The 21,987-nt window shown below is 68.2% G+C and carries 26 protein-coding genes; 7 read left to right on the top strand and 19 right to left on the bottom strand.

Features of this window, described 5'->3' with window-relative positions; genetic code table 11:
* Window positions 1–27 precede the first annotated feature (27 nt).
* The 3 genes from AT701_RS32475 to AT701_RS32485 form a co-directional block, all read right to left on the bottom strand.
* Window positions 28–1,170, bottom strand: a complete 1,143-nt coding sequence (locus AT701_RS32475) for a glycoside hydrolase 5 family protein (protein WP_058127350.1) — start codon at window positions 1,168–1,170, stop codon at window positions 28–30.
* A 140-nt stretch (window positions 1,171–1,310) separates the two neighbouring features.
* The gene (locus tag AT701_RS32480; RefSeq protein ID WP_014878706.1) at window positions 1,311–1,697 is read right to left on the bottom strand and encodes a hypothetical protein; all 387 of its coding nucleotides are present in this window, start codon (window positions 1,695–1,697) and stop codon (window positions 1,311–1,313) included.
* A 56-nt stretch (window positions 1,698–1,753) separates the two neighbouring features.
* Window positions 1,754–2,605, bottom strand: coding sequence for a TIGR03619 family F420-dependent LLM class oxidoreductase (locus AT701_RS32485; protein WP_058127351.1), 852 nt, complete (start codon window positions 2,603–2,605; stop codon window positions 1,754–1,756).
* 62 nt (window positions 2,606–2,667) lie between these two features.
* Between AT701_RS32485 and AT701_RS32490 the strand changes: the two genes are divergently transcribed.
* The gene (locus AT701_RS32490; protein WP_058127352.1) at window positions 2,668–3,858 is read left to right on the top strand and encodes a cytochrome P450; all 1,191 of its coding nucleotides are present in this window, start codon (window positions 2,668–2,670) and stop codon (window positions 3,856–3,858) included.
* A 5-nt stretch (window positions 3,859–3,863) separates the two neighbouring features.
* Here AT701_RS32490 and AT701_RS32495 read toward each other — a convergent pair whose 3' ends face one another.
* The 4 genes from AT701_RS32495 to AT701_RS32510 are packed head-to-tail and all read right to left on the bottom strand — an operon-like array spanning window position 3,864 to window position 6,439.
* Window positions 3,864–4,643, bottom strand: coding sequence for an SDR family oxidoreductase (locus AT701_RS32495; RefSeq protein WP_011731408.1), 780 nt, complete (start codon window positions 4,641–4,643; stop codon window positions 3,864–3,866).
* Window positions 4,644–4,646: 3 nt separating this feature from the next.
* On the bottom strand, window positions 4,647–5,204 hold the full coding sequence (locus AT701_RS32500; RefSeq protein ID WP_003898046.1) for a nuclear transport factor 2 family protein: 558 nt from the start codon (window positions 5,202–5,204) through the stop codon (window positions 4,647–4,649).
* 32 nt (window positions 5,205–5,236) lie between these two features.
* On the bottom strand, window positions 5,237–5,659 hold the full coding sequence (locus tag AT701_RS32505; protein WP_011731409.1) for a VOC family protein: 423 nt from the start codon (window positions 5,657–5,659) through the stop codon (window positions 5,237–5,239).
* Between the two features lie 6 nt (window positions 5,660–5,665).
* Complete coding sequence (locus AT701_RS32510) at window positions 5,666–6,439, bottom strand: SDR family NAD(P)-dependent oxidoreductase (protein WP_011731410.1); 774 nt, start codon at window positions 6,437–6,439, stop codon at window positions 5,666–5,668.
* Window positions 6,440–6,584: 145 nt separating this feature from the next.
* Here AT701_RS32510 and AT701_RS32515 point away from each other — a divergent pair, with 145 nt between their 5' ends.
* The 3 genes from AT701_RS32515 (at window position 6,585) to AT701_RS32525 (ending at window position 8,326) form a co-directional block, all read left to right on the top strand.
* Window positions 6,585–7,256, top strand: a complete 672-nt coding sequence (locus AT701_RS32515; RefSeq protein ID WP_036454057.1) for a nitroreductase family protein — start codon at window positions 6,585–6,587, stop codon at window positions 7,254–7,256.
* Window positions 7,257–7,317: 61 nt separating this feature from the next.
* Window positions 7,318–7,929, top strand: coding sequence for a TetR/AcrR family transcriptional regulator (locus AT701_RS32520; protein ID WP_003898050.1), 612 nt, complete (start codon window positions 7,318–7,320; stop codon window positions 7,927–7,929).
* Window positions 7,930–7,975: 46 nt separating this feature from the next.
* Entirely contained in the window at window positions 7,976–8,326 is a 351-nt protein-coding gene (locus AT701_RS32525; RefSeq protein WP_003898051.1) for a VOC family protein, read from the top strand.
* Here the strand turns inward: AT701_RS32525 and mdcH are convergent.
* From mdcH to AT701_RS32560, 7 genes are read right to left on the bottom strand one after another with little or no spacing between them, the layout of a single operon-like run.
* Window positions 8,316–9,215: a malonate decarboxylase subunit epsilon gene (gene mdcH, locus AT701_RS32530; RefSeq protein WP_003898052.1), complete on the bottom strand. Its 900-nt coding sequence runs from the start codon at window positions 9,213–9,215 to the stop codon at window positions 8,316–8,318. The two genes, AT701_RS32525 and mdcH, sit on opposite strands and share 11 nt — an antisense overlap.
* A complete protein-coding gene (locus AT701_RS32535) occupies window positions 9,212–9,817 on the bottom strand; it encodes a malonate decarboxylase holo-ACP synthase (protein ID WP_003898053.1) in 606 nt (201 codons plus the stop codon). Before AT701_RS32535 ends, mdcH begins: the two co-directional genes overlap by 4 nt.
* Entirely contained in the window at window positions 9,814–11,430 is a 1,617-nt protein-coding gene (gene mdcD, locus AT701_RS32540) for a biotin-independent malonate decarboxylase subunit beta (RefSeq protein ID WP_058127353.1), read from the bottom strand. Before mdcD ends, AT701_RS32535 begins: the two co-directional genes overlap by 4 nt.
* The gene (gene mdcC / locus AT701_RS32545; protein ID WP_003898055.1) at window positions 11,427–11,735 is read right to left on the bottom strand and encodes a malonate decarboxylase acyl carrier protein; all 309 of its coding nucleotides are present in this window, start codon (window positions 11,733–11,735) and stop codon (window positions 11,427–11,429) included. Before mdcC ends, mdcD begins: the two co-directional genes overlap by 4 nt.
* The gene (gene mdcB / locus AT701_RS32550; protein ID WP_011731413.1) at window positions 11,723–12,586 is read right to left on the bottom strand and encodes a triphosphoribosyl-dephospho-CoA synthase MdcB; all 864 of its coding nucleotides are present in this window, start codon (window positions 12,584–12,586) and stop codon (window positions 11,723–11,725) included. Before mdcB ends, mdcC begins: the two co-directional genes overlap by 13 nt.
* Window positions 12,587–12,590: 4 nt before the next feature.
* On the bottom strand, window positions 12,591–14,225 hold the full coding sequence (mdcA, locus tag AT701_RS32555; protein WP_058127354.1) for a malonate decarboxylase subunit alpha: 1,635 nt from the start codon (window positions 14,223–14,225) through the stop codon (window positions 12,591–12,593).
* Window positions 14,222–15,052, bottom strand: a complete 831-nt coding sequence (locus AT701_RS32560) for an alpha/beta hydrolase (RefSeq protein WP_058127355.1) — start codon at window positions 15,050–15,052, stop codon at window positions 14,222–14,224. The genes mdcA and AT701_RS32560 overlap by 4 nt, the downstream gene beginning before the upstream one ends.
* 272 nt (window positions 15,053–15,324) lie before the next feature.
* Here AT701_RS32560 and AT701_RS32565 point away from each other — a divergent pair, with 272 nt between their 5' ends.
* The 3 genes from AT701_RS32565 to AT701_RS32580 all read left to right on the top strand — a co-directional run bounded on the left by AT701_RS32565 (window position 15,325) and on the right by AT701_RS32580 (window position 18,736).
* Window positions 15,325–16,761, top strand: a complete 1,437-nt coding sequence (locus AT701_RS32565) for a cytosine permease (protein WP_058127356.1) — start codon at window positions 15,325–15,327, stop codon at window positions 16,759–16,761.
* 200 nt (window positions 16,762–16,961) lie between these two features.
* Window positions 16,962–17,804, top strand: coding sequence for a class I SAM-dependent methyltransferase (locus AT701_RS32575; protein ID WP_058127794.1), 843 nt, complete (start codon window positions 16,962–16,964; stop codon window positions 17,802–17,804).
* An 86-nt stretch (window positions 17,805–17,890) separates the two neighbouring features.
* Window positions 17,891–18,736, top strand: coding sequence for an SDR family oxidoreductase (locus AT701_RS32580; RefSeq protein WP_058127357.1), 846 nt, complete (start codon window positions 17,891–17,893; stop codon window positions 18,734–18,736).
* Window positions 18,737–18,739: 3 nt separating this feature from the next.
* Here AT701_RS32580 and AT701_RS32585 read toward each other — a convergent pair whose 3' ends face one another.
* The 5 genes from AT701_RS32585 to AT701_RS32605 are packed head-to-tail and all read right to left on the bottom strand — an operon-like array spanning window position 18,740 to window position 21,851.
* Window positions 18,740–19,483: a class I SAM-dependent methyltransferase gene (locus AT701_RS32585; protein ID WP_058127795.1), complete on the bottom strand. Its 744-nt coding sequence runs from the start codon at window positions 19,481–19,483 to the stop codon at window positions 18,740–18,742.
* 26 nt (window positions 19,484–19,509) lie between these two features.
* Window positions 19,510–20,487 carry a methylenetetrahydrofolate reductase gene (locus tag AT701_RS32590; RefSeq protein WP_058127796.1) on the bottom strand — a complete coding sequence of 326 codons (978 nt, stop codon included), beginning with the start codon at window positions 20,485–20,487 and terminating at the stop codon, window positions 19,510–19,512.
* A 44-nt stretch (window positions 20,488–20,531) separates the two neighbouring features.
* Window positions 20,532–20,807 carry a DUF4235 domain-containing protein gene (locus tag AT701_RS32595; protein WP_003898066.1) on the bottom strand — a complete coding sequence of 92 codons (276 nt, stop codon included), beginning with the start codon at window positions 20,805–20,807 and terminating at the stop codon, window positions 20,532–20,534.
* Between the two features lie 54 nt (window positions 20,808–20,861).
* Complete coding sequence (locus AT701_RS32600) at window positions 20,862–21,320, bottom strand: hypothetical protein (RefSeq protein WP_003898067.1); 459 nt, start codon at window positions 21,318–21,320, stop codon at window positions 20,862–20,864.
* A gap of 18 nt (window positions 21,321–21,338) precedes the next feature.
* Window positions 21,339–21,851: a DUF2243 domain-containing protein gene (locus AT701_RS32605; RefSeq protein ID WP_223495928.1), complete on the bottom strand. Its 513-nt coding sequence runs from the start codon at window positions 21,849–21,851 to the stop codon at window positions 21,339–21,341.
* Between the last annotated feature and the right edge of the window lie 136 nt (window positions 21,852–21,987).

The raw sequence follows: 21,987 nt of genomic DNA on the forward strand, positions 1-21,987 counted from the left end.
ATGTCCGGGCCCATATCCAGGGCTTGCCTAGGGGGAGTCCTTGCGGCCCGCGAGGCGTTTGATGATGCGGATCTCACCGTCGCGATAGGCCCTGCCGTCGGTGTGGAACAGGTCGTGGAACCACGGGTTGGGCGGCGCCGGATACGGGTGATCCCACGAATCCCACGGCAGGTAGGTCTGGGTTTTTCCGGCCACGAAACCCCAGCAGTAGGCGCCCACGTTGCGCCGCTTGGTAACGGGAAGGACGCCCTCGATGGTGCTGCCCTGTGAGCGCGCCAGGTACTCGGTACACAGCATCGGCCGGCGCATCGGGGCGAGCTCGCCGATGCGGTTCTCGAAGCCGGCCGGGTCGTCGTAGCTGTGGAACGTGATGATGTCGGAGTTGTCCAGCTGGATCTTGCAGATCTCGGTGCGCTTGGCGGGATCGGCCCATTCGCCCTCCCACACGCCGCTGGTCAGCGGCTGGATCGGGTCGACCGAGCGGGCCCAGCGGAACACCTGCGGCAGCAGGTCGGCGACGAACTCCAGCTTGTCGCGGCGTTCGACCTTGCGATACACCGCGGCCGGGTTGTCGGGTTCGTTCCACAGATCCCAGCCCAGGATCCGCCGGTCGGTGCGGAAACGGGTGATCACGCCGGTCACGTACTCCCGCAGATGGCGGTGCCTGCGCCGGTCGAGGTACACGGCCCCCGGGCTCTGCACCCAGCCCGAGTTGTGCACACCTGGGCGCGGCGCGTGCTGGCGACCCAACTTGGGCAACGGATCCCAACACGAATCGAACAGGACGAGCAGGGGTTTGATGCCGTGGCTCGACGCCAGGGCAATGAACTGCGCGAGCCGTTCCAGGAACCCGGTGCGGTCCTGATGCCACAGCAGGTCGTGCAGGAACACCCGTACCGTGTTGAAGCCGATCAACCGGGCCATCCGCAGTTCCCGGTCGATCTGCTGCGGGTCGTAGGTGTCCGGCTGGAACATCTCGAGCTGGTTGATCGCGTTGGACGGGATGAAATTGGCGCCTACCAGCCACCCTTGCGCGTCGTACCAGCGGTTGGCCCGCTCCACCGACCAGCGGGGGGCCTTCGCCTCGGCGCGCGGCATCGAGGTCCATGCGCCGAGCCCGGTGATGCCGGTGACGGCCAGCGGAAGCTTGAGCACGTTGCGCCTGGCCATGGCTCGACCGTCCGGGCCGGACGTCATACTGTGCGTGCGAAACAAACTGCGGTCCTTCATGTTCGGGGACGACCGTACTGCCACGGTGTACCCCGCGAGCGCCCCGGACGAATCCGGGATGTGCGACCGCACCGGGCGTGTCAGCCCAATGCGCGCCAATGCTGGTCGTCGTCCTGTGAACGCTCCGCAGCATCGAGGCGGCGCCACAAGTCGGTCAGGTCGATGTCATTGGCCTGGCGTGGCCGGTGCCGGTAGAACTTGGTCTCGTCGAAGCTCTGCGGGCACCGGAACTTGTGCAACGTCAGGCAGCGTACCGGCCAGCGGGCCTGGTGCACGCAGTCCAGGTCGATCACCAGCCGCGTACGACGGTCCACGGCGAAGCGGTTTCCCTCAAAAGTGTCCTGCGTCAACTTCATTGACGCGTCGAACAGGTACCAGCCGCCGTAGAGTGTCTTCAACCACACCGTGTCGGCCTCACAGTGCCGGCACGGCGCCACTACCGAAGGTGCATTGCTGTCGACCAGCATGCGCCCCAGGCTACAAGAAGCCGCCGACAGGCTCCGCTCGACACAGGACGCGCAGCTCAGCTCAGCTTGCCGAGCATTTCTGCGTAGTGGTCGATGAACTCGAGCGTCGCCGTGTGGTCGCTGCCCCCGCGGCGCCCACCACCGATGACGGTGCGGTTGAACCCCAGGTCGCGATATCGCGCGAGAACGTCGACGCCGGGATCTCCCCACGCCATGATCGTCAGGTCGAGCGTCGCCGGATCGCGACCCGCATCCTCTGCGGTGCGCCTGAACCGGGTCAGGGCCCGCTCGACGTCGCGCAATGCGGCGTCGCCGGGCAACCACCCGTCGGCCCACGCCAGGCATTCACGGATGGCGTTCGGGCCGGTCGCCGCGGCGAGCACCGGGGGCCGTGGCCGCTGGTGCGGTTTGGGGTGCGACCACACGGGGTCGAAGTCGAAGAACTCGCCGTGATGTTCTGATTCGTCGTCCCGCCACAGCACATCGAGCGCACCGACCATGTCACCGAGCGCACGGTATCTCGCCTGCCACGGGATGCTGGTCGCCACCTCGAGTTCGGCGCGGGCCCCCACACCCACCCCGAACAACAGGCGCCCTCCGCTCATGCGGTCCAACGTGGCCACCTGCTTTGCCAGCGTGAACAATTCGTGTTCCAGCGGCAACGCCACCGCGGTCGCCAGCCGCAATGTCGTGGTGGCCTGCGCGGCCATCATCAGCGACAGCAGCGGATCCCGGATCTGTCTCTGCGCTCTGAGCAACCCGGGGTGGAACTGGCCGGCCGCGGCGACCGGTATCTGGGGATGCTCACCGACCCAGAGCGATTCGAAGCCGCGGGATTCCAGTTCGCGGGCGAGCACGTCGGGGGCGAGGTCACGCGGTGTGTTCAGCGAGACGAAACCCAGATCCATCGAGACTCCATCCGTCGGGTGCTGTACGATCGTACGGCATACGCCGGTTGACGAGGAGTGCCATGCGCGTTCTGGACGAGCTGTCCTACGACCCGTACGACGTCGACATCGACGTGGACCCGTACCCCACCTACCGGCGACTGCGCGACGAGGCACCGGTGTACTTCAACGACAAGTTCGGGTTCTGGGCTCTGAGCCGGTTCGCCGACGTCGAGGCCGCGTTGCGCGACGTCGACAACTTGAGCAACGCCAAGGGCGACATCCTGGAAGTGGTCAAGGCCGAGCCCAAAATGCCTCTGGGCGTGTTCATCAACGAGGATCCGCCGCTGCACACCGTGCACCGGCTGCTGGTGTCACGCGCATTCACACCACGCAAGATGCGGGCCATCGAAGATCGGATCCGCACGTTCTGCGCGGCCTGCCTCGACCCGTTGACCACCGGTGACCGCTTCGACTTCACGCTCGACCTCGGCGCAGAGATGCCCATGCGCGTGATCGGCATGCTCATCGGCATCCCGGAGGAGTTGCAGCGCAGCGTCCGCAAGGTCGCCGGGCAACGTCTGCGCAACAGACCCGGCGAGCCGCTGCCGGTGAGCAAGGACAACTACTTCAACGGCAACATGTTTCGCGACTACGTCGAATGGCGTGCGCAGAACCCGTCTGACGATCTGGTCACCGAACTGCTCAACGTGGAGTTCGAGGACGTCTCGGGCACCACGCGCAAACTGTCATCCGAGGAACTGCTCGTGTTCCTCGGCGTCATCGCCAACGCAGGCACTGAAACGGTGGGACGGCTGTTCGGCTGGCTGGGCAAGCTGCTCGGCGAGCATCCCGATCAGCGCCGCGCACTGGTGGCCGATCCGTCGCTGATACCCGGTGCGGTGGAAGAGGTTCTGCGCTACGAACCTCCCGTGCACAACATCGCGCGCTACGTGTCGGCCGACGTCGACTACCACGGGCAGACCATCCCGGCGGGAAGTGCGTTGCTGCTCATGACCGGTGCGGCCAACCGCGACGAGCGCCGGTTCGATGACCCCGACCGGTTCGACATCCGCCGCAGCCCCAATCACCTGTCGTTCGGCCGTGGCGCCCACTTCTGCCTGGGCGCCTCACTGGCCCGCGTCGAGGGCCGCGTCGCGCTCGAAGAGATCCTCAAGCGCTGGCCCGACTGGACCGTGGACATGGGCAACGCTGTGCGCGCGCCCACGGCGACCGTGCGGGGCTGGGACAGCATGCCCGCCATCGTGGGCTGACGTCTCTACCGGCGCACGGGCACGTTGAGCCGGGCGTCGGGGCAGTCGACGTCGGCGAACCGCATGGGTGTGGGCGCCTTGCCGTGTTGCACCACCCAGCAGGCCCCGGTGTCGGCCAAGGGCGCCGCCACGGCGGCCATGACCGCGTCGGCGATCGCCTCGGGTTCCATCACGGGCACGCCGATGCGCTCGACCAGCGGCCTGCGGTCGCCGAGCACACCGGTCTCGGTGATGCCTGGACAGATGGTGTGCACCGCGATGCCCTCGGCGGCGAGATTCGGTGCGACCGAACGCATCAGGCCGACAACGCCGTGCTTGCCGAGTGAGTACACCGGATCGGGATGCCACGGCAGTATGCCGGCCAGCGACGCCGTGGCGAGGATGGCCCGGTCGGCGCCTGGCCGCGAACGCATGGTGCGCACCGCCGCGACGACGCCGTACACCACACCGTCGAGGTTGACACCGACCGACCTGCGATAATCGGTCAGATCGAGCGCCCCGATGTCGCCGGACCAGGCAATTGTGATGCCCGCGTTGAGAAATGCCACATCCACGCCGCCGAGTTCGGTGGCACAGCGGTCGAAGGTCACGTTCACCTGGTCCGGGTCCGACACGTCGCACGTCAGCGCCAGGCCACCGAGCGGTTCGGCCACCTCGCGCGCGGCATCACCGTCGATGTCGACGACGCACACCCGCATGCCATGGGCGGCGAGTCGTTGCGCGGCGGCCCGTCCGATGCCGGACCCGCCGCCGGTGACGAGCGCGACGCGGTCTTGGAGTTCCACGCGCTACCAGCGGTTGACCGGTTCGGTGTCGAGGTGCAGCGGACGCGCGTACGACGGATCGGTGCGGTCCCACGTGCCCTTGATGAAGCCTTGTACCGCACCGCTTCCCAGCACCGACGAGTCGCCGCTGATCATCCACTCGATGGTGCAGCGTCGCAGCGCGATCTTCCAGACACCGTTGCGCCGCTCGAGGCGGTCGAGGTAGCGGCCGCCCATCAGCGAGACGATCTTGCCGCCCTTGACACGCATCGCGCCCATCACATAGCTCTCGGCGTGCGCCTCGTCGCCGTTGATCTCGCACGTGTGGGTCGTGATGTTGTGCAGGTGGTCCTCGAAGACGGCCTCGTGCTGACCGTTCATGTACTCGCCGTACTCGGGACCGGTCTTGATCACCGGACCGTGCTCGTCGACGCCGTCCTCGAAGTACACACTGGTCATGAGTTCGACGTCGTGGCGGTCGTGTCCGCGGGCCTGGTTCATGACGCAGTCGAGGATCGCCATGCGGTCCTCGACGTACTGAAGGCGTTCGCGAAGTTGCTTGATCTCGTCGTCACTGCTCACAGGTGGTCCTTTCTCAAAGTGGCGCGGTGGGATCAGGTCGGTGCGACGGGACGCACGCTGGTGTGGATCAGCTCGATGAGTTGCCCTTCGGGATCGCGTACCAGGCAGGCGTATCCGCCGTCGGAGACGATCACCCCACCGGCGTCCCGGACGGCGTCCCGCACCGCGGAGACGTCGTCGACCGCGAGCGACAGGTGTGTCAGACCCGAATTGACCATGCTGCGTTCAGGTTCCTCCGGCGCCGGATATCCGCCGAACGTGAGCAGTTGCAACACGAAGCCGTCCTTCTCCAGATAGGCCGCCTCGAAACCGATCGGCGGATCGAGTCCCAGCAGACCTCCGGCGATCTTGTCCGGCAGGGTCAATCGCTTCGCCTCGGTGAATCCGATGGCCTCGTAGAACTTCTTGGACGTCTCGATGTCGCGGACCCGCAGCCCGACGTGGCTCACGCTCATCGCGCGTCACACTCCCGCCGGGCCGGGGCCGCCGTGCATGTAGAGCGTCTGACCCGAGCAGTAGCTCGACGCGTCCGAGGCGAAGAACAGTACGCCGTAGCCGATCTCGTCGGGTTCTGCGATGCGCCCGGAGCCGTTGGTCTGACCGATCATGTCGATGTCGAAGCCCTGCCGCGCGGCGTCGGCCTCAAGGCCCGGGGTGCGGATGGCCCCGCACGCGATGCAGTTGACCCGCACGCCTTTACGGGTCCAGGCCGCGGCCATCGATCCCGTGAGGTTGTTCAGGCCGGCCTTGGCCGCGCCGTAGATCGCGGCCTGCGGCATCGCCAGCAGGCTCGCTCCTGAGGAGATGTTGACGATCGACCCTTTGCCTTGGGAGAGCATGGGTTTGACTGCGGCACGCGACAGGTACCACGCGCTGGACAGGTTGAGGTCGAGCACCTGGCGCCACTCGTCGTCGGTCCATTTCATGAGCGACTTGGTCTCGCCGCCGCCGGCGTTGTTCAGCAGGATGTCGAGCCGGCCGAACTCGTCGACGGTGGCGTCGACAAGGGACCGGCACGCCTCGGGATCGGTGACATCGGTCGGGACCGCCAGTGCGCGCCGGCCCAGAGCCTCGATCTCGGTCGCGGTGTTCTTGAGCGGTTCGAGGCGGCGGCCGGCCAGGACGATGTCCGCGCCGTGTTCTGCCAGCACGAGCGCGGATGCGCGGCCGATACCTGTTCCGCCGCCGGTGATCACCGCGACGCGTCCCTCCAACGAAAATCTGCTGACCGCCACCGCATGTCCTTTCCGTGGCCGTTGTCGGTAACCCCCGAATGCAATACGACTGTACAGCACCCGGCCGCGCACACAAGTCCCAATTCCGTCGACAGAATCTGCTCGGACACTCGACATCTCGGTCCCCGTCGAGTACACCGATGGAATGCCACAGCCGACAAACGACGTCTGGGAAGTGCTGTCCACGGCCCGATCGATCCGCCGGTTCACCGACGAACCCGTCGACGACGCGACGCTGCACCGCTGCCTGCAGGCCGCGGCGTGGGCACCCAACGGCGCGAACGCGCAACTGTGGCGGTTCGTTGTGCTCGACGCGCCCGAGCAGCGCGCCGCGGTCGCCGAGGCCGCGCGGTCCGCTCTCGCGACCATCGAGTCGATCTACGGCATGAGTCGCCCCGCCGACGACGATCACAGCCGCGCGGCACGCAACAACCGTGCCACCTACGAATTGCACGACCGGGCAGGAGAACTCACGTCGGTGCTGTTCGTCGCCTACAAGAACGAGTTCGCCTCCGACTACCTGCAGGCCGGGTCCATCTACCCCGCGATGCAGAACTTCTACCTGGCCGCCCGCGCACAGGGCCTGGGCGCGTGCTTCACCAGCTGGGCGGCCTACCAGGGCGAGCAGATCCTGCGTGACGCGGTGGGGGTTCCCGCCGAGTGGTTTCTGGCCGGGCACGTCGTGATCGGCCGGCCGCGGGGCCGGCACGGCCCGGTGCGGCGTCGCCCCCTCGATGACGTGGTGTTCCGCAACACCTGGGACGCCGCGCGTGCAGACATCGTCTACGGCCAGGGTGCCCGCCCGTCGCGGACATGAGCGACACCGCGCGGGTGTCACCCGGATGTCAGAATGAGGCAATCCGAGCGAGCGAGGAGATATGGCAGCAAGTGCGCGGCGCGTCGGCGCCGAGACGTCGAAGACCAGGGACACCTTGCTCGATCATGTCGAGCAGATGATGCTCGGCGAGGGGTACGCGAGCGTGTCCTACCGCGCGCTGGCCTCGGCCGCCGGTGTCACCCCGAGCCTCGTGCAGTACTACTTCCCCACGCTCGACGACATCTTCCTGGCCGCGATCCGGCGGTACTCCGAGCGCAACCTCGCGCAGTTGCAGAAGGCGCTCGCGGCGCGGATCGACGATCCGCTGCGGGCCCTGTGGGAATACAGCCGCAGCGAGGCGACGGGTGCGCTCATGACCGAGTTCATGGCGCTGGGCAACCACCGCAAATCGATCCGCGCCGAGATCGCCGAGGTCACCGAACGTGGCCGCAAGATCCAGCTCGACGCTCTGGTCGCGAAGTTCGGCAAGGACGCGCGCCCCGGCGGGCACTTCTCGCTACCCGCACTGCTGCTGCTCATCTCGGGCCTGCCGAAGTTCCTCAGTCTCGAGGAGGGCATCGGCGTCAAGACCGCGCACAAGGAAGTCACGGCGGCCTTCGAGAAGTACCTGGACGAGATCGAGCCGACACCCAGGCGCAAGCGATCGCGCTGAGGCTATCCTGCCGAGCTGTAGGCGAATTCGTTTCGAGGAGGCAACGATGAGTGACCACGAAGTGAAGATGGTCGTGCTGTCGACGGAGAACCTTGACGAGTCGATCAAGTTCTACGAGACCCTCGGATTCTCGCTCAAGTTCCGCGACGGTGCGCACTTTGCCGCTCTCGACGGCGGAGCGGTCACACTGGCCCTGGCCACGCCGGTCGATCACCCCATCCCGGGCAAGGTGGTGGTCGGCATCAAGACAGCCGACGTCGACGCGGCTGCCAAGGAGATCGAGGCCACCGGAGGCGCCATCATCAAGGGCCCGTACGACGACGCGCACGAACGTCGTGCCGTGGTGTACGACAACACCGGCAACGGTCTGGTCTTCTACAGCCCGCTCAAGCGCTGATCGCGGCGTAACCCACGTCGTCCACGCTGGTCGCCGTCACCGGTACGGCGGCCAGCAACGACGTCAGCACGTGTCCGGGTGGCATCTCGACGGTGCGCTGAACCCCGAGTTCGGGCAGCACCTGCGCGATGTCGTACCACTGCACGGGTTTTGCCACCGATTCGGCCAGGTCCCTCAGGACCGCGTCGGCATCGTCGACGATGCGCCGCGCGCCGACGTTGGTGAGGTACGCGGCGCTCTGGTGCCGGCGGGGAACGGCCGCAAGGCGTTCGGCGATCACGGTCGCCGTGCGCGCCTGCACCGGTCCGTGTGACGCGACCGCCACGTCGAGCATCTCGAATCGCCGGGCACCCATGCGCCGCGCGGCTGCGCGCGCGTCACGCAACCCGTCGACGGTGCCGCCCAGCACCACCTGATCGGCCGCGTTGATGTTGGCGATCCACACCGTGGCGCGCGCCTCGGCGACCAGTGCGCCGGCCGCGCGTTGTCCCATCCCGGTCACCGCGGCCATGCCCCACTCCCCCGGCGCGCACGCCGCCTCCATTGCCGCTGCCCTGACCCCGACGGCGTCGAGTGCCTCGTGGAAGGTCAGGACACCCGCCGCCACCGCGGCCGCGAACGCACCCGCCGAGTGCCCGGCCGTGACGCCGGGCCGGACGCCGTACACCTCGTCGAGTGTGCGTGTTGCCGCCACGCCGCAGATCAGCAACGCCAGTTGGGCGTTTCGTGTCGATGCGAGCCCGTCGGCGGTGTCCAGGTACCCAAGACCACCCAGCGCGTCCGATGCCTCGTCGAGCACCCGTCGTGTCGCGGAGGTGGGCGGCAGCGCGGCGATCATGCCTGCCCGCTGCGATCCCTGACCCGGATACAGGAAGGCCGGGCGGTTCACGGCCACAACCGGTGTGACTCGACCAGGACCGGCCCGTCGCGGGTCTTGAGCAGCACCCGGTCGGCTTTCACCACCTCGGCCAGGGCGAGCGCGCCCGCGGGGAGGTCGATCTGACAGTCGACCCGGGCCGGTAGCCGCTCGAATGCGCGATGCCAATCGGTCAGGACGTCGAGTGGCGGCAGGCTGGCGACGCGGACGACGAGATCGAGATCGCTGGCCGCGGTGACCGCAATGTGACCGGTCGCGAGCGTGAAGCCGGTGCTCCCGGTCGGCCCCCAGGGCAACCCGGCCGGGCCGAGGACATCCGCGGCGCCGCGCAACGCGGCAGCGGCGGGGACGTCCGGCAGAGTCGCGGCGCGGCTCAGCAGGTCTGGCGGCGAAAGGCTTTCGACGACGCACGACGTGTGCATCTCGGTGCCGTACCGTCGCGCCCGGCCGGTGCCCCGTATGCCCACCGCCACGCGACCGGATGCCGCACGACCACGCCGCACCACGACCCACGGTGTCACCGCCAGCGCTGCTGCCACCCATGACGGCGCATCCCCGGACAGTCGCGCGACGTCGGCGATACGCAACAGGTCGTGCGGCCGGTGACCGGTCATGCCTGCGAATACCACTGCGTGAACATGGTGGTGCGGACACGCCGGCTCGCCTGACGGGTCTGCTCGGCGGCCGGCGAGTCGAGCCGATTGGACAGGTCACGCGGCCCGGTGCGGGCGGCGGCGATCTGGGTGTCCACCGCGGCGCGCACCGTCGCGATGTCGTCCTCGGTCGGGGTGTCGGCGTCTGTCACGTGCAGCAGACCGTCGCAGAAGCCGAGGCGTGCCCAGTCGCGGACATCGAAGCTCAACGGCAACACGGTTTTTCCCAGAGCTTCCAATTCGTCGACCGTGCGCAGGGTGATACGTGCGGCCGCTTCCTCGTGCATGGCGTGGATGCGCACACCCGGATCGTCGAGGGCGACGATGCGCTGTGCCTGCAGTCCGTGGGCGAGAAAACCGCCTGACAACGCCTCACCCACGACGAGCGCGACAACGGGGTGTCCTGCGGTGCGGGCACGGTGATAGGCGTCGACCGCCGCAGCGATCGTCTGGTGCAGACCCACCGTTTCCTCGAGGCGCCCGTAGGCCTGGCTGGGCAGGTCCACGACCGCGACGATCGCGCGTTTGTCGTTCTTGCCTGCGTCGGTGCGGATCACGTCGTCGACGGCACCGGCGAGCGCAAGGGATTCCGCGAGGCCCACCTCTCCGTGGCGCGCGCGGTGGTAGGCGTTCTCCGGATCGGGTACGACAGCCAGGTAGGCGCGATCACCGGTGTCTGCGCGGATCACCGATCCGATTACCGGAATCGGTTGTGTGCCTGCCAGTTCGGTCAGCCACGTGCGGCCCCGACTGGGTGCGGAGGTGTTGTGCGGTTCCGGTGTCGTGGGCAGGCGTGCGCCGAGTGCGTGCACTTGTTCGCTGCGGTGCGCTCCGGGTGCCCGCGGTCCCGCGGCGACCGCGGCGCTGACGGCGGCACGCAGCGCGTCGGCGTCGTCGGGCACCAGGACGTCGGCAAGTCCGTCGGCGTGGCGCTTCTCGCCGCCGTCGATGCTCCAGATCAATGCGCGGTCGGACGCGTCGAATTCGGCTGCGCCCGCCTCCTGTTCGATCACGGCCGGCCCGTTGAGGCCGATGCGTCCCTGCGGTGTGACGACGAGTGTCGTGCACAGCCCGGCGGCGATGCTGACGCCGCCGAACGAACCCACCTCGCCCGCCACCACGCCGACGACCGGTGCGAGCGGACGCAGATCCAGTAGGGCAGAGCATATTTCTGCCACGGCGTTGAGCCCGAGGTTGGCCTCCTGCAGGCGCACCCCACCGGTCTCCAGCAGCAGCACCGCCGCGGTGGTGCGACCGGACCGGCTGTCCTGCGTCGCGAGGCGCAGGGCCTGGGTGATCTTGGCGCCCGACACCTCGCCGACCGCGCCGCCCTGGAATCGCTGCTCGATCGACGCCACCACCACGGGCCGCCCGTCGATGGTTCCGCGGGCGATCACCACCCCGTCGTCCGATTGCGGCACGATGCCCTGCGGTACCAGCCACGGAGATTCGATGCGGTCGAACGGGCCGCACAACACCTGCACGCCTTCCGGGTCCAAGAGGTTCCGGGCCCGCGTGAGCGCGTCCCCTTCGAGGAAACTGCGGCGCTGCAGCATCGTCTGCCAGTTGCTCATGGGGTCACCTCGGTTGCGGCTTCGGCGGTCTGGCGCAGGCGCAGTGTCACGACGGCCGGTGTGGCACCGAAATCGTTGAGTTCCCACGTGCCCGCGAGCGGTGTGTGCTCGAAGAACCGGGCGAGGGTGTCCTGCCATACGGTGTCGAATCCGTCGACGCTGGTGCGTACACGGACGTGGGCGACACCGGCGGCTTCACCGGTTGCGTCGAACAACACCTCCAGATCACCGGACGCGACGACGCCGACGTGGGTGGTTGTGCCGTTGGTGACGGTGGCCGGGAAGCGATACGTCAAGGTCTGCACGTTGATTCTCCGTTCCAGGGCAGTGAGTCGTAGAACAAGGTGGCGGCCAACAGGTCTGCGCTTCCGCCCATGGACAGCCCGAACCGGTCGGCGTCACGGCAGAACCGCTCGAGCAGTCTGCGTCCCGAGGAGGTGGTGCACCCGCCGGCATCGAGAACGTCTGCCGCGCAACGGTGTACGTAGGTCAATGCCGAAGGTCCGCCGCGGTGCACCACGCACGTGTCGTCCAGCGACGCCATGATGGCCATCAGGGTGTCGAGCGCAGCGCTGTCGGGGTCGTGCCCCTGGAGCCGGGCCGCACGCAGTGTCGGCAGTCCGATGTGGACCACGTGCGGGAAGCCGGCCGCGGCCTCGGTGACCGCGCCGCCCGTGCCGTGGCGCAACCGGGCGCGCTGCCCGTGCGAGATGGCGCGCTCGGGCGCCGCCACATCGGGTAGGTACGCGATCTGCGCGGCGACGCGGGCCGCACCCGGAACGGTATGTGCGGTCGCCGCACCCGCCGCGAGCAGGCCCAGCGCCCACAGCGCGCCGCGGTGGGTGTTGACACCGCCGGTGACCGTGGACATGCGGTGCTCGCCTGCCCGCCCGATCGCGCCGAGTCGTGCCCGCAACGCCAACCCGACCGGGAGTTCGCGCGCCGCGATGGCGCAGTCACGGATCGGCCCGAACAACGCGTCGGCCGAGGCACGCAGCAGGTCCACGGTCATGTCGGGGTGGGAGGCGTTGCCGTGCGTGTCGACCAGGCCGGGTTTCGGCGTCAGGAGCGCTTCGGTGTGCAACGCGGCCACCGCGGCGGTCGCGATCTGTGCCGCCGGCAGGCCGGCGACGTCGAGGACCTCGGTGGTGGTCATGGCCTCACCAGTCCCGGAACCGGGCCGGCGGGTCGTACAGGCCGCCCGACCACGCCACCAGATCGGAGATGCTGCGGGCGGCCAGCAGCGACCGGTCGGCATCGCGGGTGCTCACCTTGAGGTCCTCGGGGAAGGCCACCAGGCCGTCGCTGCGCAACTGCTCGGTGCGGCGCGCGTCCGCGGCGCGCCCGACGCCGGTGACGCCCGCGACCGCGGCCAGCGCTGCGCGCCGGTCGTCCAGCGAGTGCGCCTTGTACAGGTAGGCGACGCCTTCCTCGGTGACGATGTGGGTGACGTCGTCGCCATAGATCATGACCGGTGGCACGGGCATACCGGTTCTGGTCGCGACGTCGACGGCGTCCAGGCTCTCGACGAACGTCGGCACGCCGCCCTTCTGGAAGGTCTGTGCGATCTGTACGACGAGTTTCCTGCCACGCAGGGCAGCGCCCTCGCCGTGGACCATGCTCAGCCACGACGGCGATGCGTGCCTGCGGCCGTGCGGATCGTGGCCCATGTTGGGCGCGCCGCCGAATCCCGGCAGCCTGCTCTCGGTGACGGTCGACGAGTTGCCGTCCCGGTCGATCTGCAGTGACGAGCCGATGAACATGTCGACGGCGTATTGGCCGGCCAGTTGGCACAGCACGCGGTTGGACCGCAGGGATCCGTCTCGCCCGGTGAAGAACACGTCGGGCCGTGCGGCGGTGTAGCGCTCCATCCCGGCCTCGCCACCGAAGCTGTGGATCGATTCCACCCAGCCGGATTCGATGGCCGGGATCAGCGTCGGATGCGGGTTGAGCGTCCAGTACTTCGCGATCCGGCCCTTGAGGCCCAGCCGTTCGCCGTACGTGGGCAGAATGAGTTCGATTGCTGCGGTGTCGAATCCGATGCCGTGGTTGAGCGAGACCACCTCGTGCCGTTCGTACACGCCGCGGATGGCGATCATGGCCTTGAGGATCTCGACCGGTCCGATCAGCCGGGGATCGCGCGTGAACAGCGGTTCGAGGGCGAACGGGCGGTCGGCGGCGACCACCAGATCGACCCAGTCGCCGGGGATGTCGATGCGCGGTAGCGTCCCGGGTTCGACGATCCTGTCGGCCTGCACGATCACCACGCCGTCGTGGAACGCGGCGGCCTCGGCGATGGTCGGGGTGTCCTCGGTGTTGGGGCCGGTGAACAGGTTGCCGTCGGTGTCGGCTGCCGTGGCGCACAACAGCACCACGTCCGGGGCCAGGTCGGTGAACATCCTGGCGTACAACTCGACGTAGGTGTGAATGGCTCCGATCTGCACGGTGCCGTCCTCGACGAGTTGCGCGATCCGCACGCTCTGCGGTCCGGCATACGCGAGGTCGAGGCGGGTGGCGATGCCTCGTTCGAACAGGTCGAGGTGCTCGGGCCGCGACACCGACGAGATCAGCATGTGCAGGTCGTGGAGGCGCTCCGGATCGCACGCGGCCAGGGTGCGGGACAGGTAGTCGGCCTGCTTCTGGTTGTCGCCCTCCAGCGCGACGCGGTCGCCGGGATGGATGACGGTCTGCAGCAGGTCGCCCAGTCGGCCGGCGTCGATCACCTTGCCGGTGCAGTACTGCCCGGCGTCGTCCATCCGGCGGGTCTTGGCGCGCCTGCGGCGGTCCCAGGTCATCGAACCGACCTGGCGGCCGCGAGGATCACGTCGGTCACCGCGTCGGGATGGCTGACCAGCGTGAGATGCGAGCCGCCGGGGAACTCGGTGACCGCGGAGTGCGCCCGCTGCGCCATCGCGTGTTCGGCTGTGGGAGTGATGATCTCGTCCCCGGTGCTGATGAAGTACCAGGACGGGATGTCCTTCCACGCGGCCTGGGTGGCCGGGGTGTCGAATGCCGCGGTCGCCGCGGTGCGCTGGGTGGCCCACAGTTCGGTGGCCTGATCCTGCGGGAGGTCCTTGGCGAAGTGGTTCACGAAGATGTCGCGGCGCAGGTACAGATCCGTCTCCCCCGCTGGTCCGGCCACCTGGTCGAACAACTGGTGGTCGGGCAGTTTCTTGAGCACCGAGTCGGCCCCGGACAGCGACCCGTTGGTCTCGCCGACATCCGGCGCGGCGGCGTCGACGTACACCAGCGCCTTGATGTCCGGGTTGCCCGCGGCGGCCTCGGTGATGACCGCGCCGCCGTAGGAGTGCCCGACCAGGACGACCGGCCCGTCGACGGTGTGCAGGAACGACGCGACCGACGCGGCGTCGGTGGTGAGATTGCGCAGCGGGTTGGCGATGGCCCTGGCGTCGTAGCCCTGGCCGCGCAGCACCGTCAGCTCGCCGTCCCAGCTGGAGGTGTCGGCCCAGGCGCCGTGCACCAGCACGATGGTCGGTTTGGCCCCGGGCGCCGGCGCGGCCACCGAGCGGGCGTCGTCACCGAGAAGGGCGACGACGGCCACCCCGGCCGCGACGGTGAGCATGGCGATGGCGGATATCACTGGGCGGATCGCGGCGTTCATGTGGTCACTTCCTGGTGATCAGGGCTCGGCGGTCACGTTCACAACGAGCGTCCAGCATTTGCCCAGCTCAGTCATTGCCAGTGGCGAGAAACCCGTATACCGGCTAGCGGTAAACCTGACTGCCGCCGATCTGTGTCCGGCGGCCCTTACAAGGCAAATGTTTCGTGAGGGTTTACAGAACATGTCACCCTCTCGGCGGGCAAAAGTTCCCGAGTTGCCCGAAGATGACAGCCAAGAGTCCTCCTATCTGCTCCACGAACGGAATCGACGTCATGTCCGCTACCGCCACCGGGACACCCGTGCCTGGCACCACCGAGAGTCTCGAATCCGACCTCACCGTCATCCCCGAATCGAGCCGGACCACCGATGTGCGGGGACAGTTCTGGATCTGGGCCGGGGCCAACATCGCCCCGATCAACTGGATCCTCGGCGCGCTCGGTGTCTCGATGGGGCTCGGCCTGTTCGAGACCATCGCGGTGCTCGCGGTCGGCAACGCGATCGGCATGTCGCTGTTCGGCACGTTCGTGGTGATCGGGCAACGCACCGGTGTCACCGGCATGGTCCTGTCCCGCGCGGTGTTCGGCCGCCGCGGGGCCTACGTGCCCGCCGCCGTGCAGGCCGTGGTGTGCATGGGGTGGTGTGCGGTCAACACCTGGATCGTGCTCGACCTGGTGATGGCGCTGCTGGGTCGCGTCGGGATCGTCGACCCCGACAACGCCTCTGCCGCACCGCGCATCCTGGTGGCCGCGATCATCATGGTCATCCAGGTGGTCATCGCATGGTTCGGTTACCGCGTCATCGCGACGTTCGAACGGTGGACCGTGCCGCCGACCGTCGCGGTCCTGGTCGCCATGACGCTCGTCGCGTGGTTCGGGCTCGACGTCGACTGGGGCTACTCGGGTGTCGCGACCCTGACCACCACCGAGCACATCGCCGCGCTCAGCGCGGTCATGACCGCAATCGGAATCGGCTGGGGCATCACGTGGTTGGGGTACGCGGCCGACTACTCCCGCTTCGTCTCCACCAAGGTGCCGTCACGCAAGCTGTTCACGGTCAGCGCGCTGGGACAGTTCATCCCGGTGATCTGGCTCGGCGCGCTCGGCGCGACCCTGGCCACGCTGAGCACGTCGACGGATCCGGGTGAGATCATCGTCGATGCCTATGGCGCACTGGCGATCCCGGTTCTGCTGCTGGTCGTGCACGGACCGCTGGCCACCAACATCCTCAACATCTACACCTGCACGGTGTCCACCCAGGCGCTCGACATCCACATCAACCGCCGTGTGCTCAACGTGGTGATCGGTGTGGTCGCGATGGCGATTGTCGTGGTGTTCGTGCTCAACGGGGACTTCGCCTCCACCATCGACGCCTGGCTCGTGGGCATCGTCGGGTGGCTGTCACCGTGGGCCGCGGTGATGCTGGTGCACTACTTCTTCATCGCACGCAGGCAGGTCGACGCCGAGGCGTTGGTGGCCCCTCCCGAGGCCAGGCTGCTGCCCATGGTGCGTCCGACGGCACTGGTGGCGCTGGCCATCGGCGTGGTGTGCACCTGGATGTTCATGTACGGCATGATCCCGTTGCTGCAGGGCCCGGCCGCACTCGCGCTCGGTGGCGTGGACCTGTCCTGGCTGGCCGGCGGCCTCACGGCCGGGATCAGCTACCTCGCGCTGGAGGGGGTCCGGACGCGGCGGACCACCGTCAGCGGCTGAGACTCGCCCCGAAGTCCGCCCGGTAATCGGCCCTGGCAGCGTTGTCACGCTGCGCAAAGACCTCCGTCAACCGCGCCGTGAGCGCGTCGGTCATCAGGGTCCACGCGTCGGATCCGAGAACGAGACGCCGGGGCGGATCGGCGGAATCCGCCGCCCGCGAGGTGAGCGGGCACATCCCCGCCCGCAGGTAGGTTGGTGTGGTGGATCGTTCAGAGGAACCCGGCGGGAAGATCGACGCGAGCGCACTCACCGGGGTGTCGGAAACCGCGTTGCTGACGCTGTACGGCAGGGCGTATCAGGCCCGTCACCCGCAGGCGATCCTGAACGATCCGATGGCGATCCGCCTGGTCGATTCGATCGAGTTCGACTTCGAGAAGTTCGGCCGCAAAGGCCAGGAGATGGCGCTGCGCTCACTGGCTTTCGACCGCGCGGCCCTCGCGTACCTGTCGGCGCATCCCCGCGCCACCGTCGTCGCGCTGGCCGAGGGCCTGCAGACCACCTTCTGGCGCCTCACCGATGCCTTGCCCGATGCCGAGTTCCGTTGGCTCACCGTGGACTTCCAGCCGATCATCGATCTGCGCGGGCGCCTTCTGCCTGCCGACCCGCGGATCACCTGTCTGGCACAGTCGGCGCTCGACTACAGCTGGATGGACCAGGTCGACACCGGCGACGGTGTTTTCATCACGGCCGAGGGTCTGCTGATGTACCTGGAGCCCGAGGAGTCGATGGGCCTGATCAAGCAGTGCGCCAACAGGTTTGCCGGTGGTCAGATGGTGTTCGATCTCCCGCCGGTGGTGGTGAAGAAGTTCGCGAAGAAAGGGCTGCGGTCCTCCAAGCGCTACCGTGTGCCGCCCATGCCGTTCAGCCTCACGCCGAATCAACTGCAGGACCTGGCGCGCACGGTGCCGGGCATCCGCGCCGTGCACGACCTGCCGATGCCTGCCGGCCGGGGTTTTCTCTTCGAGAAGGTGTTCCCGGCGTTCTGGCAGTTCAAGCCCACCAAGCAGATCCGTGGCGCGTACACGTTGCTGGAACTGGGCTGAGGCACCATATCGCCGACAGCGCGCCCGCCTGATCCGAGACCGAACCGTAATGCTTACGGTGACGCCCCTCGGTATACGGTCTGGGTATGCGCACAGTGTCGGTGATCACCGGTGGAGCCGGTGGCATGGGTGTGGCCACGGCCAAGATCGTCGGTAAGGAGCACGCGGTCGTCCTGTGCGACGTCCGGCAGGATCGGCTCGACACCGCGGCGACCGCGCTCGCGGAGGTCGGGATCACCCCGACCGTCGTCAAGTGCGACGTCACCGACCGCCACGCGGTCAACCGGTTGTTCGCCACGACAGCCGGGCTGGGCACCCTCGCCTCGGTGATCCACACCGCGGGAGTGAGCCCCAGCATGGGCGACGCCGAATACGTCATCCGGACAAACGCCATCGGCACGGCCACCATCAACGAGGCGTTTTATGCCGCGGCGCCCCGGGGATCGGCGATCGTCAACGTCGCGTCGATGGCCGCGCATCTGCTGCCGGAGGAGATGATCCCGACCGGGCTGTTCCCGCAGGCGATGCATGCTCCCGAGGTGTTCCTCAAGGACATGCTGGCGGCGTGCGAGATCGTCCCCGAGGAGGCCCGCTCGGGTATCGCCTACGCACTGAGCAAGAGCTTCGTGCGGTGGTACAGCTCGTCGCAGGCCGAACGGTTCACGGGTCGCGGGTTGCGCATCGTGTCGGTGTCGCCGGGTTCTGTCGACACCGAGATGGGGCGCCTGGAGGAGAAGGCCGGCGCTGGCGCGCTGGTCGCCGACGCGGCCGTGCCCCGCTGGGGCACGCCCGAGGAGATGGCCGAACTGTTCGCGTTCTGCGCCAGTGACCGCGCCGGGTACCTCACCGGCACCGACATCCTCAACGACGGCGGCGTCGTCGCGTCGATGCGCGAACGCGCGCGGGTGGCTGCCGAACAGCAGCAGCAGTAGCGGTCACGCCTGCCGCAGGATCAGTAGCTCACCGGTCAGGCCGCCGTCGGCCAGCAGATCGCCGATCTTGCCGCTCTGCTCTTCGGCGATCTGCCATGCGCGCGTGTGACCGTACCGTTCGGTGAGCGCCTTCTCGACGGCGTCGACGCGCTCGTTCCAGCCGTCCGGGATCGCGGGCAGGTCCGCCGTGCACAACTGTTCCTCGATCACCAGGCCCGCGCCGTCGACCAGGTGAGTGAGATGCTCAGGGGCGGGAAAGTGGTTGCCCTCGAACTCGTCTCGTGGAATTTCCCGGTTCGCGACGAACGCCAGCAGTCCGATGCGTCCGCTCGGGCGCACCACCCGGTGCAGTTCCTCCAGCAGCTCGGTTTGAGCGGGCGTCGTGCACAACACACCCAGGCACCATGCGGCGTCGAAACTGTTGTCCGCCAACGGTAGCGCCGCTGCCTGCGCGCGCAATACGGGGTGCCCGAAGAGAGTCTGTGCGGCGCGGCACGCGCCGGCTTCGGGTTCCACCAGAACCGGGTACACCGGAACCGCCTGCGCGGCATAGGCGGCGGGACCACCCACGCCGGCTCCGCAGTCGAGCAGACGCTGCCCGGCCGCAAGTTCGGTGTGCTCGATGAGCCAGTCGAGGGCGGCAGGGCTTCCACTTCCGCGGCAGCCCGCCGGGATGTAGTAGTCCGACCCGAGGTCGACGGCCACCTTCGCGGTCCACTCCGCGACGGTGTCGAACTCGGCTTCCATTGCCTCGTCTGCCTCGCCGGACTCGCTCACGGCGCCTCCCCTCGGGTTCGGTCGACACACAAATTCTTCACCCGCCGGCCGACTTCTGCCTTGATCGCCGCGCCGCCGCCCGACGCCGAGGCGGATCCGGAGATGTTGACGCCCTCGATCCCGTCGATGGACAACAGGGCGCGGGCCTCCTCGACTGCCGCTTCGATGCCTGCCTCCACCGGATCGGCTGCACCCAGGACCCGCTGGGTGACCGCCGGGTCGAGTTCCAGGCCGGGAAGCCCTTGCAGCACAGCCGCAGACGCGGTGTCGGTGAACACCGCGACCGCGGCGATCACCGGGATCGTCAGCCCCGCCGCCCGCCCGGACTCCATGAACCGGGCCACGATGTGCGGGTACGGAACGTGGTTGAGCACAGCGATGCCCGCACCGGCTTTCTGTTTCTCCACCAGGCGCCGCGGCCGGGCGTTCACGGGCGGCGCGGTCGGCGTCTCGGGGACCGCCGCCACCATGTCGAGTGAGGCGGCCAGTGCCACGAGGCGAGGGCCGTCGAGGTCGAAGGTCTGTGTGACGTCAGGGCGCACGTCGTAGCCGCGCCCGTCGCCGGTCACGCACATCACGGTGTCGGCGCCGATGCTCCGCAGGCCACGCAGTTCCTGTTCGAGCACAACGCGGTTGCGGTCACGGCACGACAGGGTGATCCACGGGGTGACGCCGGAGCCGGTCAGCGCGTCGAGCAGCAACCGTCCCATCAGCGTCGGCGGAAAATCGGGCTTGTTCTGGTGCTCGCCGACGAGCACGGCGTCACAGGACCCGGCCAGCACACCCGCCGTCCTCACGACGTCCTGCTCGTCGAACGGTGCGCAGCTGAAATCGGTCAACACCAGGGGCGCTCGCACCGGGGGTCGCGTCGCCTCGGGGCCGCCCCATGGCACGAGGTCGTCGAACACGCAAGGGCCCGAACGCATCTCGCACTGTCCGTCAGGTCGGACCCCACCGCACGGGCCGTAGGTCATCCGTTTCGGGCACACCGGCACCTGCGGGTCGGCCCCCGAGGGTGTCACGCGCTGTCGAGCTCCTCGTCGGTGAGCGCCTGGAAGCCCTTGGCCTGGGCACGCGCCAGCCCGGCCCGGATGACGCCCACGATCAGGCCGTGGATGGCCGCGGCGATGATCGCCTCACGCGTCGACCTGGAGAGATCCTCGGGTTCCGGTGGCTCTTGGTCCGACCGGCTGACGCGCTGCCAGATCTCGCTGAACACCTTGCCGGCCAGCAAGCCACCGGCCACGCTGATCGCCATCGACAACGGCTTGTAGATCGCTTGGGACGTACTCACCCCCGCTGTGTTCCCGGTCGGGGGTCCTTCAAACCCTGAGGTGAGCGGACCGCGTCAGCCCCAGTACGCGAAATTGCACGTGGGTCGTGGTTCGCTCTTGAACGACACCAACATGTCGCCCTCCATGATGATGGTGCAGATGAGTGAGGTGTCCCCACCGTCGGCGGTCACCTCGGACTCCAGCTTCTCGTACACCGGGTACCGCTTCTCCCATGGCAGGAACACATTGGTCTCGGTCTGTTCCGGCCCGCCGTTGATGCGGTAGCTGATGGTGACCGGCCCGCTGCCTCCGGTGACGCTCATGACGGCCGATCCGACCGGTGCGGATTGATCGGGCACCGGTGCTGTGGTGGTGGCGGACGCTCGCGTTTTCGGCGCGGTGGTCGACTCGGTGGCGGCGGCCGGGTCAGCGACGGGTGTGCCGGTCGCGATCTCGGTGCACCCGGTGGCCGCCATGACGATGACGGCGACGGTGCCCACGACCATGCCCACGGTGTTGCCCAGTGATCGCATGTCTCACCCTACGACGGGTTACGACCTGGCCCGGACAGCAATCTCACGGGGACGCGATCCCCGTCGGTACAGCAGCCATCCGGCGCCGATCAGCGCGAGGCCGAAGATCAGAAAGCCGATGTCCCACGACAGCGGGGCGCCCAGATCGTCGCGCACGTGGTGCACCCCGAGGATCTGGTGGTCGATCACGCCTTCGACGACGTTGAACACTCCCCACCCGAGCAGCAGCAGGCCGAAGTGGAACGACCACGTCGGCGCGAGGCGCCCTTGCCGCCACGACACGAGCGTCAGGATCGACCCTGCCCACACCAGAAGCCACGTGGCGACGTGGAAGAAGCCGTCGGCGATGACGTTGAGTTCGAGTCCGGCCAGCGTGTCGGTGGGTTCGGCGCCGCTGATCATGTGGTGCCACTGCAGGATCTCGTGCAGCACGATGCCGTCGACGAAACCGCCCAGACCCAGTCCCAGGAGCAGACTCGGCAACACACTGGGCTTCTTGCCGGCCACCTTGTCCGCCACCTTGTCCGCCACGGCCCCGGCATACCCCGCGATGACCGACCGAAACCCGTCGTCCGTGCGGTTTCACCCGCAACACGCGGCGTCGGCCGTACAGACCGCACAGTCGGCGCGAACTGCGCCCCGAATTGGTCTATACCAAAGTTTCACC

It is taken from the genome of Mycolicibacterium smegmatis, from assembly GCF_001457595.1.
Taxonomy (GTDB): Bacteria; Actinomycetota; Actinomycetes; order Mycobacteriales; family Mycobacteriaceae; genus Mycobacterium; species Mycobacterium smegmatis.